Raw genomic sequence first — 23,924 nt, 5'->3', positions numbered from 1 at the left:
CTGATGTCGTTGTGCGCCCGTCCGATTCCGCGAGGAGACCGGAGGCAACACACTCCGCGGCTATTCTACTCCCCGTAGTACTTCGGGTTCATCTTTCGTCGTCCTCACCGTCTGCGCCCTCATCGGGCTCCGGATCGCGCAGGGCCTTCACCAGGTCATCGACGGCGCGTTCGACCATCGGATCCTCACCACGGGCCAGGGCGGCCACCTCGGCGTCGCCGTTCCTGATCCGCACCCAGACGCGGCGGCGGGGAATGAACAGGGACAGGCCGAGCCCACCCAGAACGAGGATCGCACTGATGAGCATGAGCGCCTGCGTCGGGTCCTGGGAGATGTCGACGGCGATGTACTTCTTGACTCCGTCGAAGGTCACCGAACCGCCGTTCGGCAGGTTCTGCGTCTCCCCCTCGGCGAGCTGGATGACGAGCGGATTACCCGACTCATCGGTCATCTCCGTCATGTTGTCGGCATCGAGGGTGTACACGGACTGCGGGACTCCCGAATCAAGGCCGAGGTCACCGGTGTACCCGCTCATCACGAGGTAGGGATTGCGCAGCTCGGCGAAGCTCGAGATCAGCTCCCCGTCCTCATTCTGTCCGGCCGTGGGCAGGAACACGCCGACGAACCCCATCTGCGTGCCGGCCGAGTCCGGGACCTTGATGACGCCTTCGGAGGTGTAACCGGGGTCTCCGCCGTCCGGGATGAACACCTGCGGACCGGACTGGACGATATCGCCCTTCGCATCTCGCACGGTCACCTCGGGGGCGTAGCCGTTGCCGGTGAGGTAGACGCCGACGCCGCCCACGCGCACCGGTTCGTTGACCTTGAGCACGTGCGATTCGGTCTCCCCGTCCGCCGTCGTCGTCACCTTCGCATCGAAGGTGCGCGGCTGACCGAACTGATTGCCCGCCGCCTGATCGTCGAAGGTGGAGGTGAAGGAATCGAGCTTGAGCCGGAAGTCCGGCAGATTGTCCGCATCGTAGTAGGAACCGGGTTCGAAGGAATCGTAGGAGACCAGCGAGTTCGAGAACGTCTCACCCTCGACGAGGATGCGCTGACCTTCGTAGCCGAACAGCGAACCGATCGCCATCGTCAGGGTCGCCATGAGAAGCGCGATGTGGAAGACGAGGTTGCCGGTCTCGCGGAGATATCCGCGCTCTGCGGCGATGTGATCGGACTGCCGATTGATCCGGTAACCGGACTTCTTCAACCGGGCTTCCGCGGCGTCGAGGAAGGCCTCGTCCGCGTGTTCACGGGTGTGTGCGTCTGCCTGCTCCGAGGTGAAGGAGGCGTATCCGGGCATCCGGGACAGCCGCCTCGGTGCTTTGGGCGGGGACGAGCGCATCGCCTTCCAGTGCTGTTTGGTGCGCGGGACGACGCAGCCGACGAGCGAGATCATCAGCAGCAGATAGATCGCGGAGAACCAGATGGACGAGTACACGTCGAACATCTGGATGGTGTCGAGGAACTGCCCCCACGCACCGTTGTTCTCCAGGAAGGTGTTCACCCGGCCCGGGTCCTGGATCCGCTGCGGCAGCAGAGAGCCGGGGATCGCAGCGAGCGCGAGGATGAGCAGGAGGATCAGAGCCACACGCATCGTCGTCAGCTGCGTCCACGCCCACCGGCACATACCGCGGAACCCGAGCTGCGGCTGCGTCACCGTCGACTTCGCGACAGGCTTGTCCCCCTGCTTCGCCGTCGATGTCGCACCCGATGTCGACTGCGTCTTCTCCGAGTCGTCGGTTGAGCCCGCCACTAGATCACCACTTCGAATCCATTGATGAGACCTTGCAGAGAGGTCATCCACATGTTCCATACGCCGCTGGCCATGAGCACACCGAGGATGATGAGCATGATGCCCCCGGCGCGCACGATCGCGGTCTGATGCCTGCGCACCCAAACGAGTCGTCCGGCGCCCTTGTGGATCGCCAGCGCCAGGAGGATGAACGGGATGCCCAGACCCAGGCAGTAGACGAAGGCCAGCAGCGCTCCGCGCCAGATCATCCCGTCACCGCCGAAACTCACCGACATGCTCAGCACAGCTGACAGGGTCGGACCCACACACGGTGCCCAGCCGAGGGCGAAGGTCGCTCCGAGCACCGGTGCACCCCAGAGCCCGGCCTTCGGTCTGGCACGGATCCGATGTTCGTTCTGGAGCAGGCCGAAACCGCCCATGAACACGAAACCGGCGAGGATGACGATGACGCCGAGGACGCGGAGGATGATCGACTGCCACTGGGAGAACAGCGCTCCGAGCGCGGAGAAGCTGGTTCCCAACAGCACGAAGACGACTGTGAAGCCGAGGACGAACAGGCTGATGCCCACGACCACTCGCCACGTCTGCTTGTCCTTCAGCGAGGATCCGGACAGCCCCGTGACGTACCCGACGTAGCCGGGCACCAGGGGCAGCACGCACGGAGAGACGAACGAGACGAGACCGGCCAGGGCCGCCGCGCCGGCAGCCAACAGCAGCGGTCCCGAGAGGACGGTCTGGGCGAAGTCCGCCCCGAGCCCACTCACTCGGACAGCACGTCCTCGATGAGTCCCTTGAGAGTCGACGAGTCGACCTCGCCGACGACTCTGGCTGCCGCCCGACCCTGCGCATCGAGGACAACCGTCGAGGGGGTGGCCTGCGGAGGCAGGACGCCGGAGAGCAGAGAGACCATCTCACCGTTCGAATCGAGCATGTTCGGGTACGGCACCTGGTAGTTCTGAATGAACGCGTTGGCCGCGGCCTCTTGGTCGCGGACGTTGACGCCGATGAACTGGGCCTTGTCCCCGAACTCCTCGGACACCGATTTCAGGTCCGGGGCTTCCTTCCGGCACGGCGGGCACGCCGCGTACCAGAGGTTGACGACGACCGGAGTCGGGCGCAGATCTGCCAGCGACATCGACTCTCCGTCGAGGGTCTCGAAGCTCAGTTCAAGAGGCTTCCCCCGATCCTCGACCGCCACCTGCGAGACGACGCCCGAACCGGAGACGTAACCCTGGTCGGATCCGGCCTGATCGGCCAGCTCATCGTTCTCGCTGCAGGCGCTGAGCGCCAGGGCCGTGCCGGCGGCGAGCGCCGAGGTGAAGAGGGCCCGCCGGTTGAGGGGATGGCGACCGAGACTCATGCTCCCGCCACCGCGGTGCCCGGCTGCAGATCCGCACAGATGCTCTCGTAACTCACGGACACCAGTGTGGAGGAATCGAATGTGAAACTGGTGATAGAAGCCAGGTCACACTCACGTCTGCGCGGGTCGTGGACGAGCGAACGTCCCTCCCCCGACAGGCGGGTCATCCAGATCGGAAGCTGGTGGGAGACGATGACGCCCTCGGCGTCGGGACCATGGAGGTCGAGTTTGGCACGCAGACTCGCCATCGCCGCCCGCATCCGCAGCACGATCTGCTTGTACGGCTCTCCCCAGGACGGGATGAGCGGGTTGTAGAGGCGCACCAGGTTCTTCGGTTCGGCGAGCCTGCGGGCATTGAGCTTCTGCCCCTCGAAGGAGTTCGCCGCCTCGATGACCCGGTCGTCGTCGAACACCGGCAGGTCGAGGGACTTCGACAGCGGACGAATCGTCTGCTGGGCCCGCAGCAGCGGAGAGGCGACGAGTTCGACCGGACGCGTGGACGCGGCGTGGAAGTGCTCGGCGACGCGCACGGCCATCTCATGTCCGCACTCGGTGAGGCCGAAATGCGGCAGACGACCGTAGAGGACGCCATCGGGGTTGTCGACTTCGCCGTGGCGGACGAGGTGGATGGTCGTCATGACTGTGCCTTCCCGGCCTCCGGAACTGCGGCCGCGGCCTTGGCCGCCGCAGGCAGGGCGCTGATGATCCGGTCGAGGATCTCATCGGTGTGGGCGTACGAGAGGAACCAGGCTTCGAACGCGCTCGGGGGCATGTGGATGCCCTGATCGAGCATGGCATTGAAGAATGCGGTGTAGCGGTCGACGTTCTGCGCCCGGGCCTGGTCGTAATTCGTCACTTCGGTGTCGGTGAAGAACACGGAGAACATCGAGTTCGCGGACTGGATGACGTGGGCGACGCCTTCGGCCTCCAGGCTCGCAGCGACTGCTGGACGGAGAATGTCCGCGGCACGACCGATATGCGAGTACACGTCCAGTTCGGTCGTCAGCGTGAGCGTGGCCAGCCCGGCAGCGGTGGCCACCGGATTGCCCGACAGCGTTCCGGCCTGGTAGACGGGCCCGGAGGGGGCGAGGTGCGCCATGACGTCGGCGCGACCGCCGAAGGCCGCTGCCGGGAAGCCTCCGCCCATGACCTTGCCGAAGGTGAACAGGTCGGCCGGCCCGTCAGGATAGCCGAGGGTGTCGGCTTCGTATCCGTACCAGCCGGCGGCGGAGACGCGGAAGCCGGTCATCACCTCGTCGCTGATCATCAGCGCGCCATGAGCCTTGGTCAGGCGGCGGATCGTGTTCGTGAAGCCGTCGCGGGGAGGCACGACACCCATATTGCCGGGGCTCGCCTCCGTGATGACGCAGGCGATGTCCTCGCCGTGTTCGGCGAACACGGCTTCGAGCCCGGCAGCGTCGTTGTAGTCGACGACGATCGTGTCCTGCGCCTGGGCTCCGGTGACTCCGGGAGTGTCGGGCAGGGAGAAGGTGGCCAGTCCGGAGCCGGCCTGGGCCAGCAGCGAGTCGACGTGACCGTGGTAGCAGCCCGCGAACTTCACGACCTTGGACCGGCCGGTGTATCCGCGGGCCAGGCGGATCGCCGACATCGTCGCCTCGGTGCCCGAGGACACGAGACGCACCTGGTCGACGGGATCGACGCGGCGAACGATCTCCTCGGCGAGTTCGACCTCACCGGTCGACGGAGTGCCGAAGGAGAAGCCCTTGACGGCGGCTTCCTGGACGGCGGCGACGACCTCGGGGCGGGAGTGGCCCATGATCATCGGACCCCAGGATCCGATGAGGTCGATGTAGTCGTTGCCGTCGGCGTCGCGCAGCCACGCACCGGTCGCCTCGGTGATGAACCGGGGGGTTCCGCCGACGGCCTTGAACGCGCGGACCGGGGAGTTCACTCCACCGGGGATGACCGCCTCGGCGCGGGTGAAGAGGGCGGCGGACCGATCGGTGGTGTGACCGTTCGTCTCTGCTGTCGTCATGGTTCTCCTCTGATTCTTCGCGGGTCGGGTTGCGTCCCGGGATCGTTCTCAGTTACGCGTGCGGACGGCTCAGGCGCCGTCGATGTCGGTCATATGGTCGAACACTTTGGTGAAGATCCGGCCCAGGGTCGCCATCTCCTCGGGGTCGAGGAGATCGACGAGGTGGCTGCGGACTCCGGAGACATGGTCGGGAGCGGCGGCCTGCAGCAGCTGCCATCCGGCCTCGGTCATCACACAGTTGACTCCGCGGCCGTCCTCGGGGATGGCGGAGCGCTCCAGCAGTCCCCGCTTCTCCATGCGGGCGACGCTGTGGGTCAGCCGGGATCGGGACATGGTCGTGTCGGTGGCCAGCAGCGCCATCCGCATCGTCCGGTCATCGTGTTCGGACAGACGCACGAGGATCTCATATTCGGGCAGGCCGATGCCGTGCTTGTCCCGCAGCTCCTTGTCCAACTGTGTGCTCAGCAGCTGCGAGCCGTTGAGATAGCTGCGCCAGGCCCTCTGGTCGATGGCCGACAGCCAGCGTGGCTCGGTCATCACCGGCCTCCGGCTGCTGTGCGGTTCGGCAGGTGACCTTCGGCCTCGGTTCGGAGGCGCTGGGCGACCTCGGTGGCCCAGTAGGTCAGTATCGCGTCGGAGCCGGCACGTTTGAAGGCGATGAGGGATTCGTCGATCGCCTTCTCCCGGTCGATGGCTCCGGCGGCGGCCGCGAATTCGATCATCGCGTATTCCCCGGACACCTGGTAGGTCCACACGGGGACGATGGATTCCTGGGCCACCTCGGCGAGCACATCGAGATACGGCAGGCCGGGCTTGACCATGACGATGTCGGCGCCTTCGGCGAGGTCGAGGCCGAGTTCGCGCAGCGCTTCGCGACCGTTCGCGGGATCCTGCTGGTAGGTCTTGCGGTCGCCCTTGAGTTCGGAGTCGACGGCTTCGCGGAAGGGACCGTAGAAGGCGGAGGCGTATTTCGCGGTGTAGCCCATGACGACGGTATCGGTGAATCCGGCGGCGTCGAGGGCCTCGCGGCAGTAGGCGACCTGGCCGTCCATCATCCCCGACAGGCCCAGCACCTCGGCCCCGGCGCGGGCCTGGGCCAGTGCCATCGAGGCGTAGCGATCGAGGGTGGCGTCGTTGTCGACTGCCCCGGCCTGGTCGAGGACTCCGCAGTGGCCGTGAGAGGTGAATTCGTCGAGGCACAGATCCGCCATGATCACGGTGTCATCACCGAGTTCGCGGGCCAGCAGCGACAGCGCCCGGTTGAGGATGCCGTCCGGGTCGTCGGCCTGTGAGCCGATCTCGTCCTTGTGTTCGGGGATGCCGAAGAGCATGAGGCCGCCGACTCCGGCCGCCACGGCTTCTCGGGCGGCTTCGAGCAGGGAGTCCAGAGTGTGCTGGACGACTCCGGGCATTCCGCCCAGCGGCAGCGGTTCGCTCAGGCTCTCCTTGACGAACATCGGCAGGATGAGCTCCGAAGGGTGGAGTCGGACTTCGGAGACGAGGCGACGCAGGGCCGGGGTCGACCGCAGCCTGCGGGGACGGACGGTTCCGGGAACCAATGACATGTCAGGCCTTCCTTCTGCGGCGCTTCTGACTCGGACGCTGCGGGGAGATCCCGGCTTCCACGTCTTCGGCGCGCTGGGTGAGTGCGAATTCGACGAGACCGTCGATGAGCGAAGTGAGGTTGGCTTCCTCGGCGAGGACGTCGACGCGCAGTCCGTGTTCGGCTGCGGTGTTCGCCGTCGCCGGTCCGATGCAGCAGATCACCGAGGTGGGGGCGGGCTTGCCGGCGATGCCGACGAGGTTGCGCACCGTCGAGGAGGAGGTGAAGAGGAAGGCGTCGAAGTCGCCGGCCTTGATCGATTCGCGGATCGGCGCCGGCGGCGGGGAGGCGCGCACGGTGCGGTAGGCGGTGACGTCGTCGGGGTCCCACCCCTTCTCCAGCAGTCCGGCCACGAGCACCTCGGTGGCGATATCGGCGCGCGGCAGGAGCACCGTGTTCATCGGGTCGATGTCATCGACGAAGTCCGGCCAGGCGGCGGCCAGCCCCCGTGCGGAGTGTTCTCCGTCGGGAACGAGGTCGGGGGTGATTCCCCAGTCGACCAGTGCCGCGGCGGTGCGACCGCCCACGGCTGCGACTTTGACTCCGGCCATCGAGCGGGAGTCGAGTCCGAAGTCTTCGAACCACATGCGCACGGCGCGCACGGCGTTGACCGAGGTGAAGCCGACCCATTCGTAGGATCCGTCGACGAGGCCGCGGATCGCCTTCTCCATCTGGGTCGGTGTGCGCGGCGGCTGAACGGCGATCGTGGGCACGACGGTGCCGACGGCGCCGAGTTCGGCCAGGGCCTCTGCGGTGGAGGTTCCCTGTTCCTTCGTCCGTGGGATGAGGACCTGCCAGCCGAAGAGCGGTTTGGATTCGAACCAGCCGAGTTCTCCTCTGGATTCCACTCCCTGCCCCATGATCACCACCATACGATCGGTTCCTGACTGCGCCATGGACAGCGCCTGCTTCAAGGTCGTCTCCACGCTTGTCTGCTCGACCGTGGAGATGCCCCACCCGAGGAGGACATTCGTGTCCTCGTCCCAGCCATCGGCGAGCAGTGCCTCGATGGCCTGTTCGTGGGCGGCGGCGCTGCCGGTAAGGACATGTGTGGTGTTGCGGTGGCGGGAGACGTCGACATGGGTCTGCGGTCCGGCTTCGATGAAGCGCACGGATCGGACGCGGTTGGTCGTCAGCGCGGTTCCGGTGTAGGCCGCTGTCGAGGCGGAGAGTCCGACTCCGGGCACGATCTCGACCTCGACCTGTTCCTTGCGGCAGACTCCGGCTTCAGCGGTCGTGGTCGTGAAGATGATTCCGTCGTCCGAGCTCAGCCGCACCACGGTCTTGTCCGGGCGGGCGAGTTCGGCCATCCGCCGGCCGCGGGTCGAGGCGGCGACTCCGAGGTCGGCGGCATCAATGAGCGTGGCGGCCTGCGGCACATAGGCGGTGACGATCTCGGAATGGACGTCGGCGTCGTAGACGACGGTTTCGGCGGTGGCGAGGATTTCGGCGCCGCGCATCGTCATCAGACCCGATTCGCCGGGTCCGCTGCCGATGAAGACGACGCGCGGGGCTGCCGGCAGGAGTCGGCGCGGCTGCACCTGGCCCGTTGTCGGTTGGCTGTTCATCCCTGCTCCTGAACCTTGACTGGGGTGAGGTGATCGGCGCTGGCTGCCGGATCGATGCCGAGCCTGCCCAGGAGGTCCTCGGCGGCGGCGGTGCCGAGTTCGTCCGCGACACGGGCCAGTTCCTTCTCGGTCACCGACAGCTGCTGATCGCCGGCGGTGCTCCAGTCGACGTCGAGGAGTGCGGGCAGTTCGGCACTCTGACGGGTACGGGCGAGCTTGCCGTCATCATCGGCCATGACGGCGTCGACGATGAATTCGGTGCCTTGGATCTTCGCCAGCGCGCCGATGGGAGCCGAGCAGCCGGCTTCGGCGCGGGAGAGGATCGCCCGTTCGCAGGTCACGGCGAGGTCGGTGGTCTGGTCGTGGATCCGACGCAGAGCGGCCCGGACCTCGGCATCCCCGTCGAGGATGTCCGCAGTGGTGGCGAAGGCGCTGTCGGCGCTGCGCGTCTCCACCGCCAGTGCTCCCTGGCCGGGCGCCGGGAGCATGACGTCGAAGTTGAGCGAGTCGGTGGCCTCGGCGAGACGGCCGATGCGACGGACGCCGGCCGCGGCGAGGACGACGGCATCGAGGCGGCCGTCGCGGACGTGGGCGATGCGGGTGTCGACGTTTCCGCGCACACCCCGGACCTCGATATCGGGACGTGCCGCACGCAGCTGCACGGCACGACGCGGCGAACCGGTGCCGATGACGGATCCGGCGGGAAGGTCGGCCAGACCGAGCCCGTCACGGCCGATGAGGACATCGGCCGGGTCGACGCGCGGCGGGATGGCTGCCATCTGGATTCCCGCCTCGGGGGTGGTGGGCAGGTCCTTGAGCGAGTGCACGGCCAGATCGATCTTGCCCTGGTGGAGGGCCTGTCGGACGGCGGAGACGAAGACTCCGGTGCCGCCGAAACCGGCCAGGGGCGACATGTTGACATCGCCCTCGGTGACGACCTCGACGATCTCGACGCGCCAACCGGTCAGCGCCGCGATCTGGTGGGCGATCGCTGTGGACTGGGACCGGGCGAGCTGGGACCGGCGGGTGCCCAGACGCACGGTGCGACCGCTGAAGTGTTCGGGTTCGACGATGTCGAGGGTGTGATCGGCGACCGGGCGGATGCCGTCGGCTTCGACGTGGTGGGCGCTGGCGGCCTTTGCGACCTTCGTCTCGGGCGTGGTCTTGGCGTGGGCGACCTTGTTGACCGGCAGGTCGAAGAGCTGCATGAGCGCTTGGGCGTAGTCGACCTCGGATTCGGTCACGGCGAGTTCCTTGACCTTCACGGTCGGGGTGTGGATGAGCTTCTCCGCCACGCGGTGCAGGGATTTTCGGATCTCTGCGAAGGCCTTGTCGTCGACGGAGTCACCGAGCTTCTTCTCCAGGCGCTGGGTCTCGGAGGCGAGCACATCTTTGGCGTGGGAGCGCAGAGCGGTCACGGTCGGAGCGACCGAACGCTCCCGGTAGCCGGTGGCGATGTTCTCCAGCTCGGCGGAGATGATGGTGCGGACTTCGTCGATGGTGCCGGCGACCTTCGCATCGCTTTCCCTGTCGGACCCGCGCAGCAGTTCGCGGATCTCTCCGAGACCGAAGAGGGCGACATGTTCGAACTCGCGGACGCTGGGGTCGATGTCGTGCGGCAGGGCGAGGTCGATGAAAGCCTTGTTCGCGGCGCCCTTGGGGTTCTGTGAAAGCCCTGCGACGATGTCGTCACGGCTGACCACGACTCCGCGAGCACCGGTGCAGGAGACGATGAGGTCGGCGTCGGCGATCTCTTCGGCCATGATCCGCGGGGTGAGTTCGCGCGCTCGTCCGCCCACCTCGGCGACGAGGCGTTCGGCCTTGTCCAGGGTGCGGTTGAGCACGGTGATGTGGGCAACGCCTTCCTTGTGCAGTCCGGACACCACGAGGCCCGACATGGCTCCGGCGCCGATGACCAGGGCATTGGCGGCGCGCAGGGAGCCGATATGCGCGGCCGAGGCTTCGAGGCCGGCACCGAACAGGGACCGGGCGACATCACCGAGGTCGGTCTCCGAATGGGCGCGCTTGCCGACCCGCAGCGCCTGCTGCAGCGTTTGGGAGAGTTCGGACGTCAGTGCCTTGTCCGACTGCGATTCCGTGAACGACGAGCGCAGCTGACCGAGGATCTGAGCTTCGCCGATGGCCATCGAGTCGAGCCCGCAGGCGACCTTGAGCAGGTGCTCCATGGCCTGATGGTCGTAGTGCGCGTAGAAGTGCCCGGCGATATCGGACCACTCTTTGTCGATCGAGGACACGAGTGCATTGCCGAGGTCGGCCAGTCCCCCGTGGAAGGCGGAGACATCGGCGATGAGTTCGAGACGATTGCACGTCGAGAGCACCGCGAGTCCTTCGACATTCTCTCCGGCCAGGGCGTCGCGGCGCAGAGTGCCGACCTCACCGGCGCCGAAGGCCATGCGATCGAGCATGTCGATCGGAGCCGACTGATGTGAAATGCCGAGAACCAAGAGAGTCAATTCCTGTGCTCCTCAAAACCAGGGTTGAGCGGTGCCGTGTCCAGCGCCGAATAGTATGCGAGTACTTGCAGCTCACTGGCCAAGTCGACTTGATGGACACGGACGGTATCCGGTGCGTCGAGCACGGTGGGTGAGAAATTGAGAATGCCGCGCACACCTGCTTCGACGGCCCTCTGGGCCGCCGCGGATGCCGCGGCTGCGGGGACGGCCATGACCACCAGGTCGATGTGCTCGGACCAGGCGGGCAGGTCATCCAGGGAGGAGACGGTCAGGGCACCGATGGAGGTGCCGATCTTCTCTTCGTCGATGTCGAACACGGCGGTCAGCCGCAGACCGCGGCGCCGGAATCCGGCGTAGTCGGCCAGCGCCGAACCGAGGCGTCCGGCCCCGATGATGGCGACGCGCCGGTCGCGGTCGAGGCCGAGGAACGTCCGCAGGGTCGCGGCCAGCTCCGGACAGGAGTAGCCGACCCCGCGGGTTCCCGATCGCCCCAGCTGGGACAGGTCCTTGCGCAGAATCGACGGGGACACACCGCTGCGCGCGGCGAGGTCCTCCGACGAAATTGTGTCCTGGCCGGTGGCGGCGACCGTCTCGACGGTCTGCAGATAGATCGGGAGCCGGGATATCACGCGCTCGGGGACGTCCTTGCGAACGACACCCTCAATCCTGTTGGCGGACAGAATCTCGCCCACGAATCCGCCTCACTCCTTCAATCGATCTCATGCGCCCAAGGCGTCGAGCGCCTTGGACAGCCGATCCTTGTCGACTCGATGAAAACTGTGTTGTCGCCCGTTGAGGAGAACGACCGGAACGTCCCAGCCGTACTGTGCGGCCAGATCGTCATCGGTGTCGATGTCGATCTCCGTCACGGTCACATCTCTGCCCGCGGCCACCTCGGTGACGGTCTGGAGCGCGTCAGCGCACAGATGGCAGTCGACACGCGTGAGAAAGGTCAGGTCGACCATGGCTCACTCCTCATCGGGTGCAACAAACCCCGCCGAGAAATCACTCGAGCGGGGGCGTAGGACCGTCGGGTCTTACTTCTTGTTGCGACGCTGGTGACGTGTCTTGCGAAGCTGCTTGCGGTGCTTCTTCTTCGACATACGCTTGCGGCGCTTCTTGATGACTGAGCCCACTCGGGTACCCCTTGTGCTTGTCGGTGGAGGGTGAACTTCAGGTGCCCACCCATTGAACTAACCGTGCAATTCTATCGCTTGGCCACCTGCTTTCCCAAAACTGTGTCCAGATCCACAACGGCCGCGCCGGGCGATCCGCGCGGGCCCGGGGGTCGGGTTCGGTTCGGGCAGCGTGCGCGGCAGGGCCGGGTCCGGTTCCGCCGGGGTCGGCTCCGACTGTGCCGGGATCGGCTCCGACCGAGCGGTCGTCGGCCGACGGGGCTCAATCGAAGTAGGGGTCGAGGGCGTAGAAGGGGAAGATGTTCTTCCGGGTGCCCATCACGGCACGGTCGAGTTCCGCTTCGGGATCGAATCCCTTCGACCAGGGTTCGAAGGCCCCGTCGAATCCGTCGGTCATCGACAGCGGAGCTTCCCGCCCGGTCGTCGTCTGCGCGTACGAGGCCCAGCGTCCCGGGATCCGCGCCCCGGGATCGATATCGCGCCCGGCGGCGACGGCTAGGAGGTTCGTCCAGGCTCGGGGCACGACGTCGATGATCGCGTATCCCCCTCCCCCGACGGACAGCCAGCGGCCGTCGGCATGGTCGACGGCAAGATCGCGGATGCGTTCGGCGGCGATGCGCATGGCGTCGACGCTCAGGCGCATATGGGTCAGCGGGTCCTCCCGGTGGCCGTCGCAGCCGTGCTGGGAGACGATGACCTGGGGTTCGAAGGCGGCGACGACCTGCGGGACAGCGGCATCGAAGGCGCGCAGCCAGTCCGCGTCCCCTGTGCGCGGGGGCAGGGCGATATTGACCGCCGAGGCGGCCGCCTTGAGTCCCCCGATATCGGCGGGGAACCCGGTGCCGGGGAAGAGGAACTTCCCCGATTCGTGGATCGAGATCGTGAGCACTCGAGGGTCGTCCCAGAAGAAGGCCTCGACCCCGTCGCCGTGGTGGGCATCGGTATCGAGGTAGACGATGCGTTCGTATCCGGCGTCGAGGAATTCGGTGATCGCTCCGGCTGCATCGTTGTAGACACAGAAGCCGCTGGCCTTGCCCGGCATCGCATGGTGCATGCCGCCGCAGAAGTTCACCGCGCGACGAAACTCCCCGGAGATGATCGCGTTCGCGGCATTGACGCTGCCTTGGAACAGCAGCGCCGAGGCGGTGTGCATATTATCGAACCCGGGAACATCCTCGGTGCCGATGCCGTATCTGTTCGCGTCCTCCTCCTCGAGCCCCTCCTCGGTGCCGGCCTGCTTGACCGCGGCGATGTAGTCGGGGTCGTGGAGGCGGGCGAGCTTCGCCTCGTCGATCTCACCGATGGGATTGACGTGGACGTTGGCCGCGTCGAAGAGTCCGAAGTCGGCGGCGAGCTTCGCTGTCAGGTCGAGCCTGAGGGGGTGCATGGGGTGGCTGGGACCGAAGTTGTAACCGGTCACTTCGTCGTCCCAAACGACATACACATCATTTTCGGCCATGCCCACCATGCTATATGGCACAGCTCACTTGCACCGATTCCGGGGCCACCGGCTCTACCATGGTGCCTGTGCCCAAGAATTCCTCGCCTCGCTACGACCGGCTGCTGAAGCCGGGCCGGTGGGTCCGTGACTTCGTCGACGACCTCGCCGTCGCGTCACCGGCGCGCCTGGCCATCGGGTCCTTCGTCGCCGTCGTCGCCGCGTTCGCGATCCTGCTGATGCTGCCGGCGAGTGTGCGTGAGCCCGGTTCGGTCGATCAGGCCACGCACATCGCGAACTCCGTGTTCGTGGCGGTCTCCGCCGTGTGCGTGACCGGGCTGACCCCCGTCGTCACGGAGGAGTACTGGTCGGACTTCGGGATCTCGGTCATCACAGCCGGCATTCAGGTCGGCGGTCTCGGGATCCTCACTCTCGCCTCGGTGCTGGGCATGGCGGTCTCCCGCCGCCTGGGTGTGCGGCAGCGCCTCATCGCTCAGCAGGCCACCTCGGCGCTCAACCTGGGGCAGGTCGGCACCCTGCTCAAAACGGTCGTCGTCACCATCGTCACCGCCGAGGCGATCCTCGCGGTGCTCATGTTCCCGCGGTTCCTCATGCGCGGGGAATCGCTCGGCGATGCCACCTGGTACTCGGTGTTCTATTCGATCTCGGCCTTCAACAACGCCGGGTTCACCATCCATCCCGGCGGAGCGGCTCACTTCGTCTCGGATCCGTGGATCCTGTCGCTGATCATGGTCGGCGTGTTCGTCGGGTCGCTGGGCTTTCCCGTCGTGCTCATGGTCACGATGTTCTGGAATCGGCCGAGCCGCTGGGATCTGCATACGAAGCTGACGCTGACGACCACGACGGCCGTCCTGGCCGTCGGGCTGCTGCTGTTGGCGCTGTTCGAGTCGGCGAACCCTGCGACGCTCGGCGACAAGAACGCCGGTCACACATTCGTCGAAGTCCTATTCATGGCCGTGATGCCGCGATCGGGAGGGTTCTCGACGATGGAGATCGCGGACATGAGTCAGGCCTCGCACCTGCTCATGGACCTCATGATGTTCATCGGCGGCGGATCGTCCTCGACGGCCGGCGGAATCAAGGTGACAACGGTGGCAGTGCTCATCTTGGCAGCATTCGCCGAGGCCAGGGGCCTGCAAGACGTCCACGTGTTCGGCCGGCGGCTGACATCCTCGACGATCAAGCTGTCGATCTCGATCCTGCTCACGGGTGCGATGATCGTCTTCGTCGGCACGCTCGCAATGCTTCAGATCAGCTCCGAACCGCTCGATCGGGTCCTGTTCGAGGTGATCTCGGCGTTCGGCACCGTCGGGCTGAGCTCCGGAGTGTCGGCGTCCTCACCGAATCTCGGCCTCTATGTGCTGGCGGTGATCATGCTCATCGGCCGACTCGGTACGATTACTCTTGCGGCTGCTCTGTCCATGCAGGACTCCGCCCGTCTCTACCGCTACCCCGAGGAAAGGCCGGTCGTTGGCTAACGAACACACCTCAATCCTGGTCATCGGACTGGGACGCTTCGGATCCTCGACTGCGGCGACTCTGGCCAAACTCGGTCGCGAGGTGATGGCCATCGAGCACAATCCCGAACTCGTCAAGGACTGGAGCGGCAAACTCACGCACGTCGTCGAGGCCGACTCGACGAACATCGACGCTCTGCGCCAGGTGGGTGCCGGTGACTTCTCGACCGCCGTCGTCGGCATCGGAACCTCGATCGAGGACAGCGTGCTGACCACGGCCAACCTCGTCGACCTGGGCGTCTCGCAGGTGTGGGCGAAGGCGATCTCGCCGTCGCACGGCAAGATCCTCCACCGCATCGGCGCCCACCATGTGCTCTATCCGGAGTCGGATGCCGGCCGCCGCGTCGCTCACCTGGTCAGTTCGCGGATGATGGAGTACATCGAGTTCGACGAGGGCCATTTCGCCGTGGTGAAGATGCGTCCGCCGCGGGAGATCCAGGGCTTCACCCTCAGCGAGTCCGGTGTCCGCGACAAATACGGTGTGACGATCGTCGGCATCAAGAGTCCCGGCCGCGACTTCACCTACGCCGACCCGACGACGCGGGTGGGCAAACAGGACCTGCTCATCGTCGCCGGGCACGTCGAGCTGCTGGGTCGGTTCGCCGGCCGCCCATAGGCTGTGGGGCGGTGCCAGAGGTAACCGCGGGTTCAAAGTGTGAAAGCAGTGACTTCGATCAGGGCATCTGCATTTCGAAGCAGTTGGTGCATCGGTCAAGTCCGACAACACCGCAGTGGCACACCCCACGTGAAGCGATCGCCCCGCATCATGGGTCTCGGAACGCTGGCACAGGAAGTGTGAGTGCGCGGCATGAGAGCGGGCGACGGGAATCGAACCCGCGTCATCGGCTTGGGAAGCCGAAGCTTTACCATTAAGCTACGCCCGCGCGTCGCCACCGAATTCAAACTGTTCGCCCAGGCAGAGCCCGGTGCGATCATGCCGTGGTCAGCGACTCGAACCAGTCTACAGCGTCTGGCCCGAGGTGCATCCGACAACCGCGGGTTCAAAGTGTGAAAGCAGTGACTTCGATCAGGGCATCTGCACTTTCAAGCAGTTGGTGCCGTGGTTGAGTGCGAGCTCAGGAACGCACCCGTGGGGCAATGAACTTCCTCAGGTGCGGTGCCTGCCCGAAGAGTTTGGTTGCGCATTCTTCAAGGTGAGTCACCTCGGTGAAGTTGAGACGAACGATTCGGTAGCCCAGCTCCAGCAGCCGGTTGTACTGACGAACCTCTTTGCGCATCAGCCCAACTCCGTTGTCGGCATATTTGGAGAAGCCGTCGACGAGAACGATCGTCCGCGATTCTCTGTGCAGAAAGTCCACACGAGCGATGACTGCGCGCCTATCCCAGATCCTGGCCTGCCGACTGAATCCGGTCAGCCTCAGCTGCGTGAGGTTGTACGCGAAGCGACTCTCTCCGTAACTCTCCGACAGCGGACCGATCGCCGACAGCAAGCGCTGCGCTCTCACCTGGCCTTTCGACAGTCGGCCCAGCACGGGCAGGAAATCCTCGGCGATTCGGCGCTCGGCCAATGCCAGCGTGTCCGGTGGGTAACCGAACCTGGCCGCTGCGTCCGCTCCTACGTCGGAACCGAATGTCGATCTGCGCAGACAGGACTCCAGCGCGGCGAAGCCCTCCGGTTCACCCAGCTGGCCGATGAGGTCGAATGCGGTGCGAATGGGCGAGGTGAGCGCCATCTTGCCGATGCGGACGACGTCCTCGTCAGGAATGGTCTTGGAGGTCCTCGACACATCGGCACTGCTGTGCCGCCTCGTCGGATGAGCGATGAAGACCTTCCCCCGAGGCGGTCGATGCAGCGGAAGGTCATGGACGAATGCGGCGGAGACTCCCCAGATCACGTCGTCGAATCGGTAGTGCGGGTACGAAGCCACCCGCAGCTTCTCGAACATGTCGAGGAGTTCGAAACGAGGCCTCCCCGACTCCGGGTCGGTCTGCTCGACGACTCTGTGAATCCACGCTTCATCCGTGATGAACCCCGCTATCGCGCCATGTCTGGGATTCGAACAGCGGGCGATGACCGAATACATCCCTTGAGTGAGTGCCAAAAGGCAGCAGTCTTTGGCGTCACGGATGCATCTGCTCTGCACCCCACGCGCCCTGAGTTCACTGGTGCGGACCACGTTGTACATGCGGCAAGACTGTCGCTGCGCCTGAGACTCCGACAAGGCCTCCTCAACCGCCTGTGGAATCGCCCTCGGCATCCACACCCATGAGACGTCCGAGTCCGCATGCTGTCAACAGTCCACGGCGTTTGAGTCACCGGTGCCTCCGGACTCGCGTGGTACTCGATCGAAGCCGAGTTCTCAGCGCAATGACGCATGCGCCGAGGCGGTCACGACGCAGCCACAACGCTGCGGTATCCACAACCGCGTGTTCGAAGTGCATGCGTCCTGATCGGAATCGGGTCGCCTGCACTTCGAACACGCGGTTGGCGGACGGGGTCAGTGCTCGACGGCCTCCTCGGCGCCGAACCCGGTGTGGGCACGGACGTCCATCTCTGCGGCAAGCTCGGGGCTCTCGACGGTCCGGTCGGTGATCGACGCGATCCAGCCGAGGATGAATCCGAGCGGAATCGAGATGATTCCCGGGTTGGACAGCGGGAAGATCGCGAAGTCGGCACCAGGGATCATTGCGGTCTCGGAACCGGAGACGACCGGCGAGAAGGCAATGAGCACCATCGCCGAGATCAGGCCGCCGTAGATCGACCACACCGCACCGCGAGTGGTGAAGCGCTTCCAGAACAGCGAGTACACGATCGTGGGCAGGTTCGCGCTGGCGGCGACGGCGAAGGCCAGCGCCACAAGGAATGCGATGTTCTGCCCCTGCACTCCGATGCCGCCGATGATCGCGACCGCACCGATGACGATGACCGTGCGACGGGCGATCTTGACCTCCGCATCGGAGTCCTCGACCTTGCCCTTCTTGATGACGTTCGCGTAGATGTCGTGGGCGAACGAGGCCGCCGCCGTGATGGCCAGACCCGCCACCACCGCGAGGATCGTGGCGAACGCGACCGCGGAGATGAAGCCCATGAGGATGGGCCCACCGAGGTGGAGCGCGAGCAGCGGTGCCGCCGAATTCACTCCGCCGGGAGCATTGTTGATCGCGTCGGCACCGACGAGCGCGGCGGCACCGTAGCCGAGGACGAGAGTGAAGAGGTAGAACGCGCCGATGAGCCAGATCGCCCACACCACGGAACGGCGCGCTTCCTTCGCAGTGGGAACCGTGTAGAAGCGCATGAGGACGTGCGGCAGACCGGCGGTTCCGAGCACGAGGGCCAATGCCAGGGAGATGAAGTCGAGAGGATTCTCGCCGTACTTCAGTCCCGGCTCGAGCACCGCCTCACCGACGCCGCCGGCCGCGTTCTCCACTGCCGAGGCCAGCAGCGTGGAGAGATTGAAGCCGTTGAGGGCGAGCACCCAGACGGTCATGGCGAAGGCACCGGCGATGAGCAGGACCGCTTTGACGATCTGCACCCAGGTGGTGCCCTTCATCCCGCCGACGAGGACGTAGATGATCATCAGCGCACCGACGACGGCGATGACGAGCGACTGACCGACCTTGCCGTCGATGCCCATGAGCAGGGAGACGAGACCGCCTGCTCCGGCCATCTGGGCGAGGAGGTAGAAGAAGCAGACCGCCAGAGTCGACAGTGCTGCGGCCATGCGCACGGGACGCTGCTTGAGCCGGAACGACAGCACATCGGCCATGGTGAACTTGCCGGTGTTGCGCATGAGCTCGGCAACGATGAGCAGAGCAACGAGCCAGGCGACGAGGAAGCCGATCGAGTAGAGGAATCCGTCGTAGCCGTTGACGGCGATTGCACCGCAGATGCCGAGGAAGGACGCAGCTGAGAGGTAGTCGCCGGAGATGGCGAAGCCGTTCTGCGGTCCGGTGAACGACCGGCCGCCGGCGTAGTAGTCCGAAGCGGATTTGTTGTTGCGGCTGGCCCGCAGGACGATGAACATCGTGACCGCGACGAATGCGGCGAAGATCGTGATGTTGAGGACCGGGTTGTTCTCGACCTCGGTGGTCGCTGCGCTGAGGAGGTCGACTCCCGAGGCGACGAAGTCTCCGATTGCCAGAGTGCTCATGAGCGGGTTCCTTCCGATTCGGCCAGCAGTCGTTCACGGATCGCCTCCGCGGGAGGATCGAGCTTCTTATTGGCGAACGAGACGTAGAACATCGTGATCGCGAAGGTCGTCACGAACTGCAGCAGCCCGAAGACGAGCCCGACATTGATCTCCCCCACGACCTTCGTCGACATGAAGTCATGAGCGTAGGTGCTGAGGATCACGTAGAGGAAGTACCAGACGAGGAACGCGATCGACAGCGGGATCACCACCGAGAATCGTCTGCGCTTGAGGGCCTTGAACTCCGGGCTCTCCTCCTCTGCGAGGAAGTCAACTCCGGTGTTGACAGGGTCAGTCATTCTTTCTCCTTTGAATGGACAGAACATCAGTGTCCTGAATCACATGACCCCAAGGTAACGTTCAGCATGCACTGGGGAATACCACCGAAAGTTGGTAGCTTGTTCACATGAATGCGCATGCCAAGGAAACACGGGCACTCAAGGTCGAGACCCGTCGCCTGTTCGTCGAAGCCGTCGACTCCCTGCATGAGAGCGGAACGGGCGACGTCGTCTTCGGAGGCATGGTCGAAGAGGGTTCGGTCGCGGTCGAAGCCGTCGCCGGCGCCGACAAGGACCTGCTCTCGTCGCTCATCGTCAGCACCGGGCGCGGTCTCGGCGGACGGGCCATGACCGAAGGCACCCCGCAGCTGACCCGCGACTATGAGATCGACCCGCTCATCACCCATCACTACGACGAGGAGGTGCTCGGTGAGGGCATCCGCGTCCTCGTGGCCGTGCCCACCCTCCACGGTGGTGAGGTCACCGGCATGGTCTACTGCGGCCATCGCGCGGACTACGACGCCGCCGCCCCGCAGACGGGAGACCTCGTGAGGCGAGTGCGACAGCTCTCGGTCGATCTCGCTCGACTCGGCTACCGGCAGCAGCCGCTTGGCCCGGTCAAGGAGGAACCGCTCTATCCGGATCTTGATCCCTCGGGACGCGAGGCTCTCCGGCACACCTATGCGGAGCTGCGAGCCATCCGCTCCGGCATCGTCGACGAGGAGACCCGGGAGAAGCTCACCGGCGTCGAGGCGCGCCTGGCCGATATCCTCTCCGGGCACAATCCGGAGAACTTCCAAACCCCGGTGCCCGCGGTGCGGCTGTCGCCGCGGGAGACCGACATCCTTTCGCACGTCGCCCTGGGATGGCCGAATGCCCGCATCGCCGAGGCGCTGTCGCTGCGCGAGTCGACGGTGAAGTCCTATCTCAATACGGCGATGGTCAAGCTCTCGGCACGGACCCGGCATGAGGCCGTGTCGATCGCCCGCTCGTCCCACGTCCTCCCCTGAGCAGGGAGAATCGGCTCAGCCGTTGATGACCTCGGAGTTCTCCCGTTCCATCTCCACGGAACGGTCCGCCGCCGCCTGCGCGGCCGCCTCGGCGATATCGAAGATCCCGGAGTCGAGGAACTGCTGGAGACCGGCCAGGGTCGTGCCGCCCTTGCTGCTCACGGCCTGACGCTGAGCGGCGGGATCGGGCTTCTCGGTCAGGAGTCGGCCGGCGCCGTCGGCGGTGGCCACGACCATCTGGCGAGCGACGTCCTCACTGAGGCCCTGCTTGACGCCGGCGGCGATCATGGCCTCGGCGAGAAGGAAGAAGTACGCGACCCCGGACCCGGAGATTCCGGTCATGGCAGGTATCTGGGATTCGTCGAGATCGACGACGATGCCGGCGCCCGACAGCAGGGACCTCAGTGTGTCCACGCTGGCGGCGGTCACCTCGGCGGAGGGGGCCAGCGCGATGACGCCGTGACCGATGGCGCTCGGAGTGTTCGGCATGATCCGGACAATCGGATTCTCGGGGGCGAGCTTCGCCAGGTCCGCAGCGGCGACACCGGCGGCCATGGACACGAGCACGGAGTTCGGGTCGAGGTCGTCGGCGAGTTCGCGCACGGTCGCGGCCATCATCCACGGCTTCACACCGAGGAAGACGAAATCGGCTCCGGCTGCGGCCCTGCGGTTCGCCTCGGGATCGTCCTCCACCGAGGTGACCGCCGCAGTCGGCAGATCATGGAGGAGGCGCTGCGCCGAGGCGGTCGAGTTCGTCGTCGCGCGGACGGTGATGCCCGCGTCGGCGCTGAGGATTCCCTGGATGAGGGCCGTGCCCATGTTGCCGGTTCCGATGGAGGCGATGGTTGTCAAAGTGCGCCAGCCTTTCGTTGGGGGTGGAGTGGTCGGTGGGTGTTCCTGCGTGTGGGCGTGCCGATGCAAGGTTCGACGGGAGGTCGTGATCGGTCCCGGGGTCAGCTCTCGCCGCCGAATGTGCCGGATCGCGAGGGCTTGTGCTCGGTGGTGCGGGTGTGGCTGTGGGTGTTGCGTCGGGGAGCATCAGCCTCGAGGCCGAGGTGCTCGCGGGCGAAGGCGATGGAGTCGGCGAGCATCTGCTCGCGGACGGACTGTCTGCGCACGAATCGGGTGTTGACCTCGACGACGACGTCGCCCTTCCAATTGTGTTTGGCCAGGTACTGCAGGGTCTCAGCGACGGGCATCGTACCTTCGCCCGGAACGAGGTGTTCGTCCTTGAGGGAGCCGGCACCGTCGGTGAGGTGGACGTGGCGGAGCTGATCGAAGATCTCGCCCACCGTCTCCAGGGCGTTCATGCCGGCGGTGGAGGCGTGGGAGAAGTCGAAGGTGAGGTCGTCGTAGTCCTCGTCCAAGGGGTTCCAGTCGGGATAGTAGACCTGGATCTCGCGCAGGCCTGCACGCCAGGGGTACATGTTCTCCACGGCCAGTCTCACTCCGGTCTCGTGGGCGACCTGGCGGACGCCGTCGACGAAGCCGAGGGCATATTCGCCCTGCCATCGGAACGGCGGGTGGAGGACGACGGTGTCGGCGTGGACCTCTTTGGCGAGGTTCGCGGTGATCCGCAGCTTCTCCCAATGGTCTTTGTGCAGCACCCGGGGCAGGAACAGCAGGGTCGGGGCATGCAGGGAGAGGACGTCGAGACCGGTGTCGCTGGCGAGTCCGTTGATGAGGTCGACATCGCGGGTGTCGGCATTGTGGGTGATCATGATCTCGACCCCGTCGTAGCCGTGTTTGGCTGCTTGGGCGAAGGTCTCCTCGACGGTCATGGGTGAGACGGAGGAGCTGGAGAGGCCGAGTCTGATCCGGTTGTCGGAGACGTGATGAGCGTCTTTCTCATAGATGTCGTGTTTGTCGAAGTACTCCTTGTGGCGTTTCGAATTCGAGCGCGCGGAATTCTTGGTGGTCAACACCTTCCGCTGGGACTTCGACTTCCTGCTCATCCCTTCCAGTCTAACGCGGCTCCCTCACCCCAGAACTACCTGACTGCGGCCCAGCAACCTCGCGCGAGGTTGCTGGGCCGCCGTCAGGTAGTAATTCAGCCGTAGAGGGTTTCGGTGTCCTCGTCGACCCAACCCTTGGAGCGTTCGACGGCCTTGTTCCAGAGGCGGTAGAGACGGTCGACCGTCTCGTCGTCCATCGACGGATTCCAGCGCTTGTCCTCACGCCAGTTGCCCTTCACGTCGTCCTCGCCGTTCCAGAACTTCACGGCGATGCCCGCCGCATAGGCCGCGCCCAGCGCCGTGGTCTCGATGACCTCGGGACGGATGACGGGCACGCCGAGGAGGTCGGCCTGGAACTGCATGAGCGTTTCGTTCGCGACCATGCCTCCGTCGACCTTGAGCTCGGTGAGTTCGACACCGGAGTCGAGGTTCATCGAGTCGAGCACCTCGCGGGACTGGAAGGCCACGGATTCCAGGGCCGCACGGGCGATGTGGTTCTTGTTCACATACCGGGTCAGACCCACCATCACGCCGCGGGCGTCGGACTCCCAGTGCGGGGCGAAGAGCCCGGAGAAGGCGGGCACGATATAGCAGCCGCCGTTGTCCTCGACCTGTTTGGCCAGGGTCTCGACCTCGGGGGCGTCCTTGATGATGCCGAAGTTGTCGCGCAGCCACTGGACGAGCGAACCCGTCACGGCCACCGATCCCTCGAGCGCGTAGACGGCTTCGTCCTCGCCGATCTTGTACGCGACCGTGGTGAGCAGGCCGTTCTTGCTGGCCACCGGTTCATTGCCGGTGTTGATGAGCATGAAGTTGCCGGTGCCGTAGGTGTTCTTCGCCTGCCCCTTCTCGAAGCAGGCCTGGCCGAAGGTCGCGGCTTGCTGGTCGCCGAGGATGCCGCAGATCGGGGTGTCGATGATGAGTCCGTTCTTCGCCCCGTATCCGTAGATCTCCGAGCAGGACCTGATCTCCGGCAGCATCTCGACGGGAATGCCCATATCCGCCGCGATCTCGGGGTTCCAGTCGAGGCTGTCGATGTTCATCAGCATCGTCCGCGAAGCGTTCGTGACATCGGTGACGTGGATTCCACCGTTGACTCCGCCGGTGAGGTTCCAGATCACCCAGGTGTCCATGGTCCCGAAGAGGAGGTCCCCGGCCGCGGCGGCTTCCTTGACCCCGTCGACGTTGTCGAAGATCCACTTGGCCTTCGGACCGGCGAAATAGGTCGCCAGGGGCAGACCCACCCGGTCCTTGTACTTGTCCGGTCCTTCGTCCCCGGCAAGCTCATCGCAGACCTTCTGGGTGCGCGCGTCCTGCCACACGATGGCGTTGTAGACGGGTTCGCCGGTGTGCTTGTTCCAGATGACGGTGGTCTCACGCTGGTTGGTGATGCCCACGCCCTCGAGCTGGTGGCGGTTGATGTTCGCCCGGGTCAGGGCCTGACCGATCGCCTCGTTGGTGTTCTTGATGATCTCGATCGGGTCGTGCTCGACCCAGCCGGCGCGAGGGAAGATCTGCTCGTGCTCGAGCTGACCGGAGGACACGATCTGTCCGTCATGGTTGAAGACGATCGCCCGCGACGAGGTGGTGCCCTGGTCGATGGCGAGGATGAACTTTTCCTGACTCATTGTGACTCCTGTGTCGAAGTGATTGTCTGTGAT

Annotated in this window: 22 protein-coding genes and 1 tRNA gene; 3 read left to right on the top strand and 20 right to left on the bottom strand. The window is 65.4% G+C overall.

What is annotated here, in order from left to right; genetic code table 11:
- Nucleotides 1-88: 88 nt before the first annotated feature.
- The 13 genes from resB to QYM46_RS05555 form a co-directional block, all read right to left on the bottom strand.
- Nucleotides 89-1,756 carry a cytochrome c biogenesis protein ResB gene (gene resB / locus QYM46_RS05615; RefSeq protein ID WP_248279124.1) on the bottom strand — a complete coding sequence of 556 codons (1,668 nt, stop codon included), beginning with the start codon at nt 1,754-1,756 and terminating at the stop codon, nt 89-91.
- On the bottom strand, nt 1,756-2,520 hold the full coding sequence (locus QYM46_RS05610; protein ID WP_169251671.1) for a cytochrome c biogenesis CcdA family protein: 765 nt from the start codon (nt 2,518-2,520) through the stop codon (nt 1,756-1,758). The genes resB and QYM46_RS05610 overlap by 1 nt, the downstream gene beginning before the upstream one ends.
- Nucleotides 2,517-3,116, bottom strand: coding sequence for a TlpA family protein disulfide reductase (locus QYM46_RS05605; protein ID WP_169251670.1), 600 nt, complete (start codon nt 3,114-3,116; stop codon nt 2,517-2,519). Before QYM46_RS05605 ends, QYM46_RS05610 begins: the two co-directional genes overlap by 4 nt.
- Nucleotides 3,113-3,754: a histidine phosphatase family protein gene (locus tag QYM46_RS05600; protein WP_432791169.1), complete on the bottom strand. Its 642-nt coding sequence runs from the start codon at nt 3,752-3,754 to the stop codon at nt 3,113-3,115. The genes QYM46_RS05605 and QYM46_RS05600 overlap by 4 nt, the downstream gene beginning before the upstream one ends.
- Entirely contained in the window at nt 3,751-5,112 is a 1,362-nt protein-coding gene (hemL, locus tag QYM46_RS05595; protein ID WP_432791168.1) for a glutamate-1-semialdehyde 2,1-aminomutase, read from the bottom strand. The genes QYM46_RS05600 and hemL overlap by 4 nt, the downstream gene beginning before the upstream one ends.
- A gap of 69 nt (nt 5,113-5,181) precedes the next feature.
- Nucleotides 5,182-5,649, bottom strand: a complete 468-nt coding sequence (locus QYM46_RS05590) for a MarR family winged helix-turn-helix transcriptional regulator (RefSeq protein WP_432791167.1) — start codon at nt 5,647-5,649, stop codon at nt 5,182-5,184.
- Nucleotides 5,649-6,677: a porphobilinogen synthase gene (gene hemB / locus QYM46_RS05585; RefSeq protein ID WP_432791166.1), complete on the bottom strand. Its 1,029-nt coding sequence runs from the start codon at nt 6,675-6,677 to the stop codon at nt 5,649-5,651. Before hemB ends, QYM46_RS05590 begins: the two co-directional genes overlap by 1 nt.
- 1 nt (nt 6,678) lies before the next feature.
- Nucleotides 6,679-8,283, bottom strand: a complete 1,605-nt coding sequence (locus tag QYM46_RS05580; RefSeq protein WP_432791165.1) for a uroporphyrinogen-III synthase — start codon at nt 8,281-8,283, stop codon at nt 6,679-6,681.
- A complete protein-coding gene (gene hemA, locus QYM46_RS05575) occupies nt 8,280-10,757 on the bottom strand; it encodes a glutamyl-tRNA reductase (protein ID WP_432791164.1) in 2,478 nt (825 codons plus the stop codon). Before hemA ends, QYM46_RS05580 begins: the two co-directional genes overlap by 4 nt.
- Nucleotides 10,754-11,386: a redox-sensing transcriptional repressor Rex gene (locus QYM46_RS05570; RefSeq protein WP_432791163.1), complete on the bottom strand. Its 633-nt coding sequence runs from the start codon at nt 11,384-11,386 to the stop codon at nt 10,754-10,756. Before QYM46_RS05570 ends, hemA begins: the two co-directional genes overlap by 4 nt.
- Nucleotides 11,387-11,476: 90 nt before the next feature.
- Entirely contained in the window at nt 11,477-11,722 is a 246-nt protein-coding gene (locus QYM46_RS05565; protein WP_025777775.1) for a glutaredoxin family protein, read from the bottom strand.
- 72 nt (nt 11,723-11,794) lie between these two features.
- Nucleotides 11,795-11,893 carry a 30S ribosomal protein bS22 gene (locus tag QYM46_RS05560; RefSeq protein WP_009882927.1) on the bottom strand — a complete coding sequence of 33 codons (99 nt, stop codon included), beginning with the start codon at nt 11,891-11,893 and terminating at the stop codon, nt 11,795-11,797.
- Between the two features lie 262 nt (nt 11,894-12,155).
- A complete protein-coding gene (locus QYM46_RS05555) occupies nt 12,156-13,352 on the bottom strand; it encodes an acetoin utilization protein AcuC (RefSeq protein WP_432791162.1) in 1,197 nt (398 codons plus the stop codon).
- A gap of 59 nt (nt 13,353-13,411) precedes the next feature.
- Between QYM46_RS05555 and QYM46_RS05550 the strand changes: the two genes are divergently transcribed.
- Together QYM46_RS05550 and QYM46_RS05545 are read left to right on the top strand one after the other, a co-directional pair.
- Nucleotides 13,412-14,830 carry a TrkH family potassium uptake protein gene (locus tag QYM46_RS05550; RefSeq protein WP_432791719.1) on the top strand — a complete coding sequence of 473 codons (1,419 nt, stop codon included), beginning with the start codon at nt 13,412-13,414 and terminating at the stop codon, nt 14,828-14,830.
- A complete protein-coding gene (locus QYM46_RS05545; protein WP_169251660.1) occupies nt 14,823-15,485 on the top strand; it encodes a potassium channel family protein in 663 nt (220 codons plus the stop codon). The genes QYM46_RS05550 and QYM46_RS05545 overlap by 8 nt, the downstream gene beginning before the upstream one ends.
- A gap of 197 nt (nt 15,486-15,682) precedes the next feature.
- Here the strand turns inward: QYM46_RS05545 and QYM46_RS05540 are convergent.
- The 4 genes from QYM46_RS05540 to QYM46_RS05525 form a co-directional block, all read right to left on the bottom strand.
- Nucleotides 15,683-15,753 (bottom strand) — tRNA-Gly (locus tag QYM46_RS05540).
- Between the two features lie 192 nt (nt 15,754-15,945).
- Nucleotides 15,946-16,932 (bottom strand): hypothetical protein, encoded by a 987-nt coding sequence (locus QYM46_RS05535; RefSeq protein ID WP_432791161.1) that lies wholly within the window; start codon nt 16,930-16,932, stop codon nt 15,946-15,948.
- Between the two features lie 396 nt (nt 16,933-17,328).
- Entirely contained in the window at nt 17,329-18,981 is a 1,653-nt protein-coding gene (locus QYM46_RS05530; protein WP_206516257.1) for a solute symporter family protein, read from the bottom strand.
- Nucleotides 18,978-19,319 (bottom strand): DUF485 domain-containing protein, encoded by a 342-nt coding sequence (locus tag QYM46_RS05525; RefSeq protein ID WP_169251658.1) that lies wholly within the window; start codon nt 19,317-19,319, stop codon nt 18,978-18,980. The genes QYM46_RS05530 and QYM46_RS05525 overlap by 4 nt, the downstream gene beginning before the upstream one ends.
- 107 nt (nt 19,320-19,426) lie before the next feature.
- Here QYM46_RS05525 and QYM46_RS05520 point away from each other — a divergent pair, with 107 nt between their 5' ends.
- Nucleotides 19,427-20,308: a LuxR C-terminal-related transcriptional regulator gene (locus tag QYM46_RS05520; protein WP_432791160.1), complete on the top strand. Its 882-nt coding sequence runs from the start codon at nt 19,427-19,429 to the stop codon at nt 20,306-20,308.
- 15 nt (nt 20,309-20,323) lie between these two features.
- Here the strand turns inward: QYM46_RS05520 and proC are convergent, their stop codons facing one another.
- From proC to glpK, 3 genes are all read right to left on the bottom strand, one after another.
- Nucleotides 20,324-21,160: a pyrroline-5-carboxylate reductase gene (proC, locus tag QYM46_RS05515; RefSeq protein ID WP_432791159.1), complete on the bottom strand. Its 837-nt coding sequence runs from the start codon at nt 21,158-21,160 to the stop codon at nt 20,324-20,326.
- Between the two features lie 101 nt (nt 21,161-21,261).
- On the bottom strand, nt 21,262-22,263 hold the full coding sequence (locus tag QYM46_RS05510; RefSeq protein WP_432791158.1) for a sugar phosphate isomerase/epimerase family protein: 1,002 nt from the start codon (nt 22,261-22,263) through the stop codon (nt 21,262-21,264).
- A 95-nt stretch (nt 22,264-22,358) separates the two neighbouring features.
- Nucleotides 22,359-23,891, bottom strand: coding sequence for a glycerol kinase GlpK (glpK, locus tag QYM46_RS05505; protein WP_169251654.1), 1,533 nt, complete (start codon nt 23,889-23,891; stop codon nt 22,359-22,361).
- Nucleotides 23,892-23,924 lie beyond the last annotated feature (33 nt).

The sequence above is a fragment of the Brevibacterium sp. K11IcPPYGO002 genome (assembly GCF_050920635.1).
In the GTDB taxonomy this organism is placed as follows: Bacteria; Actinomycetota; Actinomycetes; order Actinomycetales; family Brevibacteriaceae; genus Brevibacterium.
The sequence above is the reverse complement of the archived record's forward strand: the minus strand, read 5'-3'. Positions and strand labels throughout refer to the sequence as shown.

Excerpts from the sequence above, each read along its gene's own strand:
- QYM46_RS05530 (WP_206516257.1), bottom strand. The coding sequence starts at position 18,981 with ATGAGCACTCTGGCAATCGGAGACTTCGTCGCCTCGGGAGTCGACCTC.
- hemB (WP_432791166.1), bottom strand. The coding sequence starts at position 6,677 with ATGTCATTGGTTCCCGGAACCGTCCGTCCCCGCAGGCTGCGGTCGACC.
- QYM46_RS05590 (WP_432791167.1), bottom strand. The coding sequence starts at position 5,649 with ATGACCGAGCCACGCTGGCTGTCGGCCATCGACCAGAGGGCCTGGCGC.
- QYM46_RS05565 (WP_025777775.1), bottom strand. The coding sequence starts at position 11,722 with ATGGTCGACCTGACCTTTCTCACGCGTGTCGACTGCCATCTGTGCGCT.
- hemL (WP_432791168.1), bottom strand. The coding sequence starts at position 5,112 with ATGACGACAGCAGAGACGAACGGTCACACCACCGATCGGTCCGCCGCC.
- QYM46_RS05520 (WP_432791160.1), top strand. The coding sequence starts at position 19,427 with ATGAATGCGCATGCCAAGGAAACACGGGCACTCAAGGTCGAGACCCGT.
- glpK (WP_169251654.1), bottom strand. The coding sequence starts at position 23,891 with ATGAGTCAGGAAAAGTTCATCCTCGCCATCGACCAGGGCACCACCTCG.
- QYM46_RS05510 (WP_432791158.1), bottom strand. The coding sequence starts at position 22,263 with ATGAGCAGGAAGTCGAAGTCCCAGCGGAAGGTGTTGACCACCAAGAAT.
- QYM46_RS05605 (WP_169251670.1), bottom strand. The coding sequence starts at position 3,116 with ATGAGTCTCGGTCGCCATCCCCTCAACCGGCGGGCCCTCTTCACCTCG.
- QYM46_RS05580 (WP_432791165.1), bottom strand. The coding sequence starts at position 8,283 with ATGAACAGCCAACCGACAACGGGCCAGGTGCAGCCGCGCCGACTCCTG.
- QYM46_RS05525 (WP_169251658.1), bottom strand. The coding sequence starts at position 19,319 with ATGACTGACCCTGTCAACACCGGAGTTGACTTCCTCGCAGAGGAGGAG.
- QYM46_RS05555 (WP_432791162.1), bottom strand. The coding sequence starts at position 13,352 with ATGGCCGAAAATGATGTGTATGTCGTTTGGGACGACGAAGTGACCGGT.
- QYM46_RS05600 (WP_432791169.1), bottom strand. The coding sequence starts at position 3,754 with ATGACGACCATCCACCTCGTCCGCCACGGCGAAGTCGACAACCCCGAT.
- QYM46_RS05550 (WP_432791719.1), top strand. The coding sequence starts at position 13,412 with ATGGTGCCTGTGCCCAAGAATTCCTCGCCTCGCTACGACCGGCTGCTG.